11 protein-coding genes and 1 pseudogene are annotated in these 12,312 nt (G+C 65.3%); 5 read left to right on the forward strand and 7 right to left on the reverse strand.

The window, feature by feature from the left end; translation table 11 throughout:
- Positions 1-5: 5 nt before the first annotated feature.
- Together NWF22_RS14460 and NWF22_RS14465 are read left to right on the forward strand one after the other, a co-directional pair.
- Entirely contained in the window at positions 6-1,550 is a 1,545-nt protein-coding gene (locus NWF22_RS14460; RefSeq protein ID WP_258321154.1) for an amidase, read from the forward strand.
- A 146-nt stretch (positions 1,551-1,696) separates the two neighbouring features.
- Positions 1,697-2,662, forward strand: coding sequence for a bile acid:sodium symporter family protein (locus NWF22_RS14465; protein ID WP_160903685.1), 966 nt, complete (start codon positions 1,697-1,699; stop codon positions 2,660-2,662).
- A gap of 181 nt (positions 2,663-2,843) precedes the next feature.
- On the opposite strand, the gene NWF22_RS14470 is transcribed toward NWF22_RS14465, so the two are convergent.
- Complete coding sequence (locus NWF22_RS14470; protein ID WP_160903684.1) at positions 2,844-3,512, reverse strand: SDR family NAD(P)-dependent oxidoreductase; 669 nt, start codon at positions 3,510-3,512, stop codon at positions 2,844-2,846.
- 164 nt (positions 3,513-3,676) lie between these two features.
- Between NWF22_RS14470 and NWF22_RS14475 the strand changes: the two genes are divergently transcribed.
- On the forward strand, positions 3,677-4,405 hold the full coding sequence (locus NWF22_RS14475; protein ID WP_160903683.1) for an SDR family NAD(P)-dependent oxidoreductase: 729 nt from the start codon (positions 3,677-3,679) through the stop codon (positions 4,403-4,405).
- Between the two features lie 80 nt (positions 4,406-4,485).
- Here NWF22_RS14475 and NWF22_RS14480 read toward each other — a convergent pair whose 3' ends face one another.
- The 3 genes from NWF22_RS14480 to NWF22_RS14490 form a co-directional block, all read right to left on the reverse strand.
- Complete coding sequence (locus NWF22_RS14480) at positions 4,486-5,508, reverse strand: zinc-dependent alcohol dehydrogenase family protein (protein WP_160903682.1); 1,023 nt, start codon at positions 5,506-5,508, stop codon at positions 4,486-4,488.
- Positions 5,509-5,553: 45 nt separating this feature from the next.
- A complete protein-coding gene (locus NWF22_RS14485; RefSeq protein ID WP_160903681.1) occupies positions 5,554-6,411 on the reverse strand; it encodes an aldo/keto reductase in 858 nt (285 codons plus the stop codon).
- 78 nt (positions 6,412-6,489) lie between these two features.
- Positions 6,490-7,395 (reverse strand): helix-turn-helix transcriptional regulator, encoded by a 906-nt coding sequence (locus NWF22_RS14490; RefSeq protein WP_160903680.1) that lies wholly within the window; start codon positions 7,393-7,395, stop codon positions 6,490-6,492.
- A 167-nt stretch (positions 7,396-7,562) separates the two neighbouring features.
- On the opposite strand from NWF22_RS14490, the gene NWF22_RS14495 reads away from it, so the two are divergent.
- Positions 7,563-8,582 carry an LLM class flavin-dependent oxidoreductase gene (locus NWF22_RS14495; protein ID WP_160903679.1) on the forward strand — a complete coding sequence of 340 codons (1,020 nt, stop codon included), beginning with the start codon at positions 7,563-7,565 and terminating at the stop codon, positions 8,580-8,582.
- A 64-nt stretch (positions 8,583-8,646) separates the two neighbouring features.
- Here NWF22_RS14495 and NWF22_RS14500 read toward each other — a convergent pair whose 3' ends face one another.
- From NWF22_RS14500 to NWF22_RS14510, 3 genes are all read right to left on the reverse strand, one after another.
- On the reverse strand, positions 8,647-9,444 hold the full coding sequence (locus NWF22_RS14500) for an SDR family NAD(P)-dependent oxidoreductase (protein ID WP_160903678.1): 798 nt from the start codon (positions 9,442-9,444) through the stop codon (positions 8,647-8,649).
- Between the two features lie 11 nt (positions 9,445-9,455).
- A complete protein-coding gene (locus NWF22_RS14505) occupies positions 9,456-9,857 on the reverse strand; it encodes a cupin domain-containing protein (protein WP_129913338.1) in 402 nt (133 codons plus the stop codon).
- A 150-nt stretch (positions 9,858-10,007) separates the two neighbouring features.
- On the reverse strand, positions 10,008-10,721 hold the full coding sequence (locus tag NWF22_RS14510) for a FadR/GntR family transcriptional regulator (protein ID WP_258321155.1): 714 nt from the start codon (positions 10,719-10,721) through the stop codon (positions 10,008-10,010).
- 412 nt (positions 10,722-11,133) lie between these two features.
- Here NWF22_RS14510 and NWF22_RS14515 point away from each other — a divergent pair.
- Positions 11,134-12,241 (forward strand): annotated as a pseudogene (locus tag NWF22_RS14515) (NDMA-dependent alcohol dehydrogenase).
- Positions 12,242-12,312: the final 71 nt, after the last annotated feature.

Raw genomic sequence — 12,312 nt, forward strand, 5'->3', positions numbered from 1 at the left:
CAATTGTGTTCCGCTTTCTGGTGCGGCATGTCTCAGGAAGTCGAATCCAAGCCAATCGGGTCCCGGAAGGGCATATAGTTGAATTCGCCGTCGGTTCGCTTCGGCAGTGCGAAAGGAATCAAGGCGACATGGACGACTTGACGTGGGAGCCCGCGTGGCGGCTCCGCGAGATGATGGTGGCGAAGGAAGTCTCGCCGGTGGAAGTCACCGAGCACTTCTTGAGGCGCATCGACAAGCTGGAGAGCACCCTCCATGCCTTCATCACCGTGGACGCGGATGGGGCCCTCAAACAGGCTGCGGCAGTCGAGAAGAAGATCCTCGCCAAGGAAGAGGTCGGCCCGCTGGCGGGCGTTCCTCTAGGCATCAAGGATCAGTTCTGGACCAAGGGTCTGCGCACCACCGGTGGATCGCTCGCCTTCGATGATTATGTGCCCGAAGAAGACTCGGTCCACGCAGAAAGAATGCGGAGCGCCGATGCGGTGATCCTCGGGAAGACGAACACCCCCGAGTTCGGCCTCTACCCGCGGACGGTGAATCGCGTCGCCGGCGAGTGCCGCAACCCGTGGGATCCTTCTCGGACCAGCGGCGGATCCAGCGGCGGATCGGCCGCAGCAGTCGCCGCCGGGATGATGCCGACGGCCGTCGCGAGTGACGGCGGCGGCTCGATCCGCCTGCCGGCCGCCTATTGCGGACTCTTCGGCATGCACCCGAGTAGCGGCCGGGTGCCGCGGCATGGCAGTTTCGGTGGTTCGCTGACCACCTCCGGTGTCGGACCGGTCGCGCGCGACGTGCGCGACGCGACGATCATGTTCAGTGTCCTCGCGGGTCAGGATCCGCGGGATCCGTCGTGCGTCCTGATCGACCCGCCCGACTACCTGAGCGAGCTCGAAAGTGGCATCACCGGACTTCGTGTCGGATGGACCGAGTCCTACGGATGGGACGGTTCGGCCCCGGGCAATGCCGAGTACGTGGCAATGGCCAGGCGAGCAGCCGATCGTTTCGCGGAGTTGGGCGCCACGGTCGAGGCGGTGGACCTGGACCTCGGCGACAATTCCTGGGCGTCGCATGTCCTCTCGGGAGCAGATCGCTACGCGGCTCTGGGTGAGTCGATCCACCAGGACCCAGCACGGTGGGAGAAACTCACGATGTATAGCGCGGGGACATTTGCTCAGGCGAGCACGACCAGCGCAGCGGACTACTCGCGGGCGGTTCAAAAGCAGTTCGGCGCGCGACGACGCCTGACCGAAGCCATGGAGGGCTACGACCTTCTGCTCACTCCGACCACTGCGCTTCCCGCGCAGGCGGCGACGGGTCTCGATACCGTCGGACTGGACGATCCTGCCGCCAACCTGGCCTACTACGGCTTCACCGAACCGATCAACTTCACCGGGTTCACCGCAGCGTCTGTTCCCTGCGGTTTCATCGACGGCCTCCCCGTCGGACTGCACGTGATCGGACGACCCAACGATGAATCGTTGGTTCTGCGGGCCAGTCGGGCCTTCGAGGCCGCCTTCCCGTGGGCCGATCGCCGTCCGGACGTCGCACTCTGAGGCAGGGTTACCCGCCATGTCTTCTGCGGACGCCCCAGTGGGGGCGATCGGGGCGTGGCATCGCGTGAGTGCGCTCGCCACTGGTGTCCGGAGGGGCGAGTCGGCACGGGGACCATCCGGACCACCAGATCCTACGGAGTAATGCCTTGATTGTTCAGTCAATAGCCGCGTCGGACATCGACAGCGTCGAGTTCACGCTGAGCCCGGCGCTCAGCCTCCTCATGAAAGTGCTGATCGCTTTTATCCTCTTTGGAGTCGCCCTGGATAGTCGGCCCTCCGACTTCCGCAACGTTCTCCGTCGTCCGATCGCCCTGGCTGCCACGCTCGGAACGCAATACGTGCTGATGCCCGCCGTGACTTTGGGTGTCATTGCGATAATGAACCCGAATCCGACTGTTGCACTAGGGATTTTGTTCGTCGCATGCTGCCCGTCGGGCACGTTGTCCAATTTGTTCACCCACCGATCGCACGGCAACGTAACCATGTCGGTGTCCCTGACCACGGTCTCGAGCGCACTGTGCGTTGTGCTGACACCATTGTCGTTCGCCCTGTGGGGCGGGATGTCGTCTGACGTCTCGGCGCTCCTGGAGGACATTCAGATCAGCATTTCAGACATGCTGGTCGAGGTGGGCATCATGATCGCGGTGCCGTTCGCGCTGGGCATGCTTGTTGCGCGTCGGTATCCGGGATTCGCCCTCGCTGCGCGCAAGCCGGTGGACATCGCGACCCTGGTCGTGTTGCTGATGATCGCGGTGGGCGGCTTTGCCGGTCAGGCGAGCGCCTTGATCACCGGGTTGTCGGCGGTCTTGGGCGTTGTCCTGGTACAGAACGTGCTGTCACTCTCGATCGGCTACGGCGTCGCTCGTGCCTGCCGTCTTCCCGTCGCCGATGCCCGCGCGGTTGCGTTCGAGAGTGGCGTCCGAAACAGCGCGTTGTCTCTCGCACTGGTCCTGATGTACTTCGAGGGATTCGGTGGTGCGGCATTGGCGGCCGCATACTGGGGCATTGTCGACACCATCACCGGTCTCGCCCTCGCCGAGGTATGGCGTCGCCGTCCGCTGTCGAAACGGCAAGCCGCTGACGATGGAGTTCCGACGGCCGTGACCTCGTAGGCGGCGCGAGCACTCACACTGGTCCGATGAACGAATCGCCCCGGGGTTCCCGGGGCGATTCGTCGTGTTATGTGATCAGGCGCGTCGCCACCCGTACCTGTACCGGTGGTTTTCTGGTGAGAGCGCACTCACGCCTACTCACGGTTCTGGCATGCTCGCAGTGGCTGTGGAGCAGGGGATTTCAACCGGTGAAGACATGCTCCGCTCGATCACGCTCGATATGCAGATCCCAGTACACCGGCGCGATCTGGTCGGCGGAGGCGGTGGGTACGCCTTCCGGGCCGTCACCGATCCAGACGCTGATCGCGACGTGGGTCGCCTGCACACCGGTGTCCGCGAGCTCCTTGTGTAGGTTGAGAGTCCAGTTTCGCAACGCCGCTGCGGCCGCGTTCACGTTGCCGAGCATCGGGTTGGGGTCCACCGACCCGCCTCCGGTCGTGAACAACAGAGTTCCGGAACCGGCTTCACGCATCGCCGGCAGCACGGCCTGGGTGGCGGCGATGGCACCATAGAGTTGCTGCTCGATCTGCGCTTGGATGTCGGCGGGCGACGCCGTCGACGGTGACACCATCTGCGTGCCCGCAGCGTCGACGGGCGAGTACTCGAGGACGTCAATCTGTCCGAATTCGGTTGCGGCCGAGCGCAACGCCCCGGTCAGGGCAGTGTGATCGCACACGTCGGCGGCGAATCCTTTGGCGGTGATACCCTCGCCTGCCAGCTCGGCCGCGAGCGCGTCGAGATTCTTCTGGGTGCGGGAGATGAGAGCGACGTCGAACCCGTGCGCCCCGAATGTGCGGGCGATGGCCAGTCCCATGCCGGGGCCGGCTCCGACGATTGCGATGGTCGGCATCAGATGAGCTCCTTTCGAGCCGAATGCGCTCCACGGGAATATATGGAGCATGTTTTCCAGTTAACCCTACGCTACCGCGAAATGGAGCGCGGGCTCCGATTGGACCCGCCGAGTGTGGCGAGGCGCATAACGCGCCGAGCCGAGACAGAAGGAATGCAGCGAGCATGGAACTTGGCAAGAAGACGGCATTGGTCACCGGCGCAGGAGCCACCGGTGGCATCGGATTTCAGATTGCCGCCGCCCTGCGTCAGGCGGGCGCTCGGGTCATCCTGAGTGGACGCAACGAGGAGCGTGGGCGTGCTGCAGCGGCCGAACTCGGCGACGACGTGCAGTTCATCACCGCGGACGTCACCGACATCGACAGTGTTCGGCGACTGGCCGATCAGGCGGGCCCGGTCGACATCCTCGTCAACAACGCCGCGTCCGCGACGGCCGCTCCCACCACCGACCAGAGTGTGGACGCCTTCGACGCCGAGTTCGCCACCAATGTCCGAGGGCCGTTCTTCCTGACCGCCGCGCTCGCGCCGCACATGATCGCGCAGGGTGGCGGCAGCATCATCAATGTCAGTTCCCTCGTCGCCCGACACGGCACTCCGAACATGTCGGTGTATGGGGCGTCGAAGGCCGCCCTGGAATCGTTGACCCGCAGCTGGGCTGCGGAATTCGCACACGCCGGGGTCCGGGTGAACACGGTCGCACCGGGCGCGACCGGTAGTCAGGCCGTCGTGGAGGCGATGGGCGAGAACCTCGACCTGATCGCCCAGTCGATCCCGATGGGGCGGATCGGCAAGACAACCGACGTCGCCGACGCGGTGGTCTTCCTGGCGTCGGACCGGGCCGGCTTCATCACGGGCGCTTTGCTTCCCGTTGATGGGGGACGCGCGGCGGTCTGAGTCGGCGGATACAGTTCGGGGCCGCGACGTGAACGTCGCGGCCCCGAAAGTCGTCGGAAATGCCTGCCTCGGCGACTATCTCAGACGGTCAGGAGCACCTTGGTGGCGCGGCGCTCATCCATCGCCTTGTACCCTTCGGCGGCCTCGGCCAGAGGAAGGGTGAGATCGAAGACCTTGCCCGGATCGATCTTGCGATCCCAGATCAGCTGGATCAGATCGGGCAGGAAGCGCCGGACCGGGGCGGGCCCACCGTGGAGGTGGATCTCGTCGAAGAACAGTTCGTCGCCGGGGATCTGCACGTCGTGGGCGATGCCGACGAACCCGACGTGCCCGCCCGGGCGAACCGACTTGCGAGCCTGCGTGAATGCCTCGGCGGTGCCGACGGCTTCGATGACGCTGTGTGCGCCGTAGCCGTTCGTGAGCTCTTTGACCTTGTCGACGAACTCCTCGCCACGTTCGGCGAGGACATCGGTCGCGCCGAACTCCCTTGCCAGTGCCTGCCGGTCGGCGTGGCGGCTGGAGATGATGATCCGTTCCGCGCCCAGTTGTTTCGCGGCCAGCACACCCATGAGTCCGACGGCACCATCGCCCACCACGGCGACGGTCTTGCCCGGGCCGGTCTCGGCCGCCACCGCGGCGAACCAGCCGGTCCCCAGCACGTCGGAAGCCGCCAGCAACGACGGGACAATGGCGGGGTCGGGCTCACCCGGTGTGACGACCAATGTGCCGTCGGCATAGGGGATTCGGGCGTACTCGGCCTGCGTTCCGATCGCCTCGGCGACGAATTCGGCGTGCACGCACTTGGACTGGTACCCGGCCTGGCAGATCTCACAGGTGTTGTCGGAGATCACAAACGATCCCACCACATGGTCGCCGACCTTCAGCGTCGTGATGTCGTCGCCGATCTCGGTGACGACACCGACGTACTCGTGGCCCATCACCTGGTGCTCACTGTCGTCGTCGCCGCGGTAGGGCCACAGGTCCGACCCGCAGATGCAGGTGGCGGTGATCCGGATGACCGCATCGGTCGGTTCGATGACCTTCGGGTCCTCGCGGTCGATGACCCGGATATCGCGAGGTCCCTCGAGAATTACTCCACGCATGTCTGTCCTTCGCTTTCGTGTCGGTCGTCTGGTTGTGCGTCCCGGTCAGCCGTTCAGGCGGGCGAGTTCGGCGTCGGTGAGTTGCAGGTCGGCCGCGCAGGCGGAATCGGAGATGCTCTCGGGACGTGATGCACCGGGAATCGGGATCACCGTCGACGACAGCGACAGCTCCCACGCCAACGCCACCTGCTGAGGGCTCACACCGCGCTCTGCGGCGATGGCCGCGAACGCGGCGTTCGCATCCGCAAGGGTGCCGCCGCGACTCATACCGCCCAGCGGACTCCAGGGAAGAAACGCCAACCCCAGCTCCGCGGACAACTCCAGTTCGCGGCGTGAGTCCTGGTGCGCAGGCGAGAACTGGTTCTGCACTGACACCAGGTGGTCGCCGAGAATTCCATGCGCAGTACGGATTTGGGAGGTGTCGACGTTGGATATCCCAGCGGCGCGGATCAGTCCGTCGTCGATGAGGTCCTTGAGAGCGCCGATCGAGTCCTCGAACGGCACCGCCGGGTCGGGGTGATGGAACTGGTAGAGCGCGATGGCATCCACGCCGAGGTTCTTCGCCGAGACCCGGGCTGCGGCCTTGAGGTGTTCGGGCCTGCCGTTGTTGACCCAACTGCCGTCCGCCGGGCGCTCATAGCCGCCCTTGGTCGCCACCACTACTTTCGACAAGTCGCCCGAATACCGGCCCAGCGCGTTCGCGACCAGGATCTCGTTGTGGTTCTCCTCGTCGGCGCCGGTTTGGTAGGCGTCGGCGGTGTCGATGAGGGTGACCCCCGAATCCAGCGCGGCGTGAATTGTTGCGATGGCGCGTGTCTCGTCGGGGCGGTTGCCCAGCGACAGCGGCATCGCTCCCAGCCCGATCGCGCTGACATCGATCGAACCAATTCTGCGTGTCTTCATGTGTGTCCTCTCTGACGCTTGGCGGCTCCGCCCGCGACTGTGATTGTCATGCGGAGCGCGGTTCGCCTGTGCCCGTGTCTACTCGGGCGTTGACGTCGCTTTCGTTGACCCGTGGTCGACGGCGCTCTCCGGTGCGGACGCGGTGTGCTGTGCCGCCCAGGCGGGAAGCAGCGCAAGGCGGTCGGCGTCCGCAGAGCCCGGCTCGGCACTGTATGTCACGATCGACAGCCCGTCCTCACCCGGCAACTGCCACCCGTCGTAGCTCACCGTGATCGCGCCGACGCCGGGGTGGTTGAAGGTCTTCACGCCGCTGCGATGCTCGTGGACGTCGTGCTCGGCCCAACTCTCTCGGAAGAGTGTACTGCGCGTTGACAGTTCACCGATCAGGGCGGTGAGTTCCTCGTCCAGTGGGTTGCGGCCCACCTCGAATCGGAGCATCGCAGCAGTCATCCGACGCGCTTCGGACCAATCCGCGTAGAACGTGCGTGCGCGAGGGTCGAGAAAGGTGGTGCGGGCGATGTTCGGCGTCGCCTCGGTGTCGAAATGGATGAAATACAGTGCGCGTCCCGCCTCATTCACCCCGACGATGTCGTGGGCGGCGTTGTAGACGACCGCCGGCAGGGCCATGCTGTCCAGCACCCGCTGCACCGAAACACGCACCGCTGCCGGTCGCCGGGCAGGAGTGCGGCTGGAGCGCTGTGTACCTGCGCGTCGGGCGAGGTCGAACAGGTGCGACCGCTCGATGTCGTCGAGGCGCAGCGCACTGGCAATGGCGTTCAACACACTGTCCGAGGCGCCCTTGATGTTGCCGCGCTCGAGACGTGTGTAGTAGTCCAGGCTCACACCGGCAAGCATCGCCACTTCCTCACGTCGCAATCCCGGCACGCGTCGGTCGTTTCCGAACTCGGGCAGACCGACCTGATCGGGTCGAACCTGGGCCCGGCGGGTGATCAGGAACTCGCGGACATCGTCCTTGATGGTCATGTCCCCAAGGCTATGCCCGGGTAGCTCTCCGTGGGAGGGCTTAGCAGACCCCCGAAGTGTACATGTGGAATACTTTCTCCATTTGATGCGCTGGTATGTGTGCGTCGAGGGCAGTGTGGTTACGGCCCTCAACAGCCGGCGCCAGGACACGACAAAGGACACCACCTATGGAACTCGGAGTCTTCTCCCTGACCGACATCTATGCCGGCTCCACCGATACGGCGGCGTCGCGCACCGACGACATCACCGCATACGGAATCGCCGCGGAGCGGGCGGGACTCGATGTCTTCGGGATCGGAGAGCATCATTCGCGGCAGTTCGCCGTCTCGTCGCCGGCGGTCAACCTTGCCGCGATCGCGCAGGCGACCTCTCGTATCCAGCTGACCACGACGGCGACGGTGTTGTCCGTGCTCGACCCGGTGCGGACCTATCAGGATTTCGCCACGCTCGACATGATCAGCCACGGCCGAACCGAGATCTACGCCGGTCGCAGCGCATTCGCCGAGCCGTTCGCCCTGTTCGGGGAGAACATCGGCGACCTCGACAGCTTGTTCGCCGAGAAGCTCGACCTCTTGATACGCCTGCGTGGGGAACAACAGGTCACCTGGCGCGGAGCCCATCGGCCACCGCTGCGCGATGCCGCCCCGAATCCGCCCATGCGCGAAGATCTGCCGATCTGGGTCGCGGTGGGCGGAACTCCGTCCAGCGCGCAGCGCGCCGGTCAGCTCGGACTGCCCATGGCGCTCGGACTCATCGGCGGCACGCTCGATCACGCCAAGCGGCTCGTCGACACCTACCGCGCGGCGGGCCGCGCCGCCGGTCACTCCGATGACATGTTGAAAGTCGGGATCACCAGTCATTTCTATGTCGGCGAGTCGCGGGAGGCCGCGCTGGACGAGTTCTTTCCGTACTACCAGCGATATCTCTCTCCTAACACCAACGGTGGTCGAGGCTGGCACGTCGACCGCGCCGACATGTCGAACCTGGCGAGTCGACGCGGCGCGCTCATGGTAGGCGGCCCCCGGGAGATCGCCGAGAAGATCCTCGACCTGCACGCCGAGTTGGGCGTGGACCGCTTCCTCGGCCAGGTCGATCTGGGCGGGTTGCCGCGGCCACTGGTGCTCGGTTCGATCCGTCGGCTCGGCGAGGTGGTCGCGCCGGCGGTCCGGCAGGTGATCGGTTCCTGACCGCCGCGATGGTCAGCGCTCCGGGCGGTGCGCCGACGCGCCGAAGGCGCGTCGACGACTTGGCCTATGTCTGTCCGGTCGACACGCCCGCCGACGGCATCAACACCGTCGACATGCCGCCGTCGACGACGATGTCGATACCCGTGATCTGGGAAGCGGCCGGACTCGCCAGGAACACGATGGCCGCGGCGACCTCGTCGGGGGTGCCGAGCTTGCGAAGCGGCAGTTTCGACTCCCGCATCTCGCGGACGGCGCGTTGCTGCGGGTCGTTGAGGTCGTTGAAGACCCCCTCGGTGAGCCCGGTCATCGTCGGGCCGGGGGAGACGCTGTTGGCCCGGATGCCCTCGGGTCCCCACTCGAGCGCCATGTGACGGATGAGCATGAACAGACCGGCCTTTGCCACGCCGTAGGCGCCTTGCGGTGGGGCGGGGTGGTGTCCGCAGACCGATCCGGTGGCCACCACGCTGCCGCCCCCGGCCTCGATGAGGTGTGGGCGCGCAGCTTGCGCGAGCAACCAGGTCGCTCGCACATTGAGTGCGATCGCACGGTCGAATGCCTCGATCGGAAGATCTTTGAGCAGATAGAGCTCCGGTGCACCGGCGTTGCTGACGAGCACGTCGAGTCCACCGAGGAAGCTCACCGACTCCTCGACCACACGGGCCGGTTCGTCGGCCGACGTCAGGTCGGCGACCACGGTGGTAACGCGATTGCCGTTGGCCCGCAGCTTGGCGGCGACATCCTCGAGAGCGTCGGCGGAGATGTCCACCAGACTGAGTGCGGCACCTTCGGCCGCTGCCTGCTCGGCGACCGCCCGACCGATGCCGCTGGCGGCACCGGTCACGATGTAACGGCGTTCGGACATGTCGAATCTCCCTACTCTGCGGTCACGCCGTCGTTGGCGTGCGTGTAATCCGGGCACGACACCTCTTCGAGCCACGTGGTGGCACCCAGCGTGGTCGATGTGTGGGCCATGAAGGAGTCATGGCATGCGCCATGCCAGTGCTGTTCGCCGGGTCGTGTCCACACCATGTCGCCGGCTCGGACTCGCGCCACCGTGCCATCGCGCGAAACGACCAGTCCCTCACCGGAAGTGATTGTGAGCAACTGTCCCCGTTCGTGGTGGTGCCAGAACGTGCGCGCGCCGGGTGCGAAGTACACCGTGCTCATCGCCACGTCGTCGGTGTTGAGGAGGTGGTCACCCCAGGCGGTACCCGTGAAGGGTCCGGTCCGCTCCTGCGTAGGGGTGTCGGGCACACGGCCCCTGATGATCTCCACTTGAACTCCTTCATCGGAGTGCCGTTCCAACGCACCCGGTATTCATTGCAATAAATACAGTGAACCGAGGCGGGCCTGTTCGTCAACCCCCGGAGCGCAGGAAGATCCTTCGGCAGATCGGTTCGGGGGCGGGGCGAGTCGCTGCTGAGATCAGGTGGAAAGCCAGGAGACGGTCTGGTCGATCAGGGTGGGATTCTCCCGCTCGAACGTGTCGGCGCTCGCTTGCATGTGCGACTCCATCAATGACGCGGCACGCTCGGCATCGCCCTCCTCGATCGCATCGGAAATCTCGGCGTGCACGCCCGCCGTCGACTGCATCGCCTCGACGCTGCGGCCGCGGTGGAGGTACACGTCGAAGATCCCGTGGATCGAGGCCGTCATCAGTGACAATGCCCGATTATCGGTACCGGCCATGTCCGCCACCAGTTCGTGGAAGTCATGGGCGTAGCGGACGAGTTCCACCAGATCGTCCGCCCGTCGATGCTCGCGGACGTTCGACCGCAGCGCCAGCATCTGCTGGGGTGTCCGGTTGACGGCCGCGAGCTCGGCCATGCGCGGTTCGAGCACGACCCGCGCTTCCAGGAGTTCGCGGAATGTGACGCCAGCGGCGTTGAAGTGCAGGGTCGCCATGCGGGAGAAGTCGCGTGCGGTGAGCTCGGCCAGCTCGGGCCCGCCGTTAGGGCCGGTGCGGATGGTGATGAGGCCGTGAACTTCCAGTATTCGGAGGGCTTCGCGAAGCGATGCGCGGCTCACACCACGTTGCTGCGCCATCAACAATTCGGATTGGAGCCGGTCGCCTGCCTTCATCCCCGATTGCGAGATCTGCGCGACGATCTCCTGTGCCAGCTGCTCGGCGAGCTTCACGCCGCGCCTGGCCCGCGTTGGCGGGGTCACGCTCATCTGACTGCCTCCGATAGTGGATCCGCACCGAATCTACTGCATCAAGCGCGCCGCGCCTGGGTAGGCCGTGTGTCCAAATTAGAGGTGGCGCATCCGGCAGCGCGGCGTATTTATTGTAGTAAATATAGGGTGCGAACGCGCGGGCTCGCGGGCGACCCGCTGGGCGGATGTGCCCGGGGAGTGCGCGCGCATGGCGCCCACGCAGGCCTGCTTGATCGGATAAGTCGGTGAGATCGACGGTGTTGCCGTTGGTTGTGACGCCGCATCGACGGCCTATGGCCTGTGACGTTGACAACATCAGTATGTCTATTTATTGTAGGGAATTGTCGCCGATGATGAGCTTCGTTTCGTCAGCAACTCGTGTGAGGTGGAGTAGATGAAGACCAGGGCCGCCGTTCTGGAAGAAGGAAGCACCAGGTTCGAGATCAAGGAACTCGACGTCGATCCGCCGGGCCCCGGCGAGGTCCATGTGAAATTCGTGGCAGCCGGGCTGTGCCACTCCGATCTGCATCTGATCGACGGTGACATCGTGCCGCGGTTCCCGATCGTGGCCGGTCACGAGGGATCGGGCGTCGTCGAAGAGGTCGGGCCCGGCGTCACCAAGGTCCAACCTGGTGACCACGTGGTGTGCAGCTTCATCCCGGCCTGCGGCCGTTGCCGCTACTGCGCCACCGGGCGATCCAACATGTGTGACAACGGTGCCACTCTCGTGAACGGCACGGCATTCGACGGAACATTCCGCTACCACGCCGACGGCAAGGACTACGGCAGTTTCTCCATGCTGGGTACATTCTCCGAGCGCGCCACCCTCTCGGAGCTGTCGGTGGTCAAGATCGACGATTGGCTGCCCCTCGACGTCGCCGTCCTGGTCGGATGCGGGGTCCCCACCGGCTGGGGCACCGCGGTGAATGCGGGCGGCGTGACAGCCGGCGACACAGTCATCGTCTACGGCATCGGCGGTGTCGGGATCAACGCCGTGCAAGGTGCCGTCGCGGCCGGCGCAAAGTTCGTCGTCGTCGTCGACCCGGTGCAGTTCAAACTCGACACAGCGCTGAAGTTCGGTGCGACACATGCGTTCACGGACGCCAAGGCCGCAGGGGAGAAGGTCAACGAACTCACCTGGGGGCAGGGGGCCGACCAGGCGCTGGTCACGGTCGGTGTCGTCGACGAGGAAGTGATCGCCGACGCGTTCGCCGCAATCGGCAAGGGTGGCACCCTGGTGGTGACCGGCCAGGCGCACCCGGGCAAGCTCACCGTCCAGGTGCCCAGCGCAGAGATGGTCCGCTACGAGAAGGTCATTCGTGGGTTCGCAGTACGGAAGCTGCAACCCGCAGTACGACATCATCAAACTGTTGCGGATGTATGACTCCGGACAACTCAAGCTCGACGAGCTGATCACCAAGTACTACACGCTCGATGAGGTCAATGACCTCGTCGACGACCTGCGCGCCGGGAAGCTCATCCGTGGCGCGATTCGATTCTGACGTGGGTGTCAGCGTCGAACTTCCGGCCACCCCACTCACTCTGACCATCGGCCTCCGGCCGCACCGCATGC

This window comes from Gordonia mangrovi, from assembly GCF_024734075.1.
In the GTDB taxonomy this organism is placed as follows: Bacteria; Actinomycetota; Actinomycetes; order Mycobacteriales; family Mycobacteriaceae; genus Gordonia; species Gordonia mangrovi.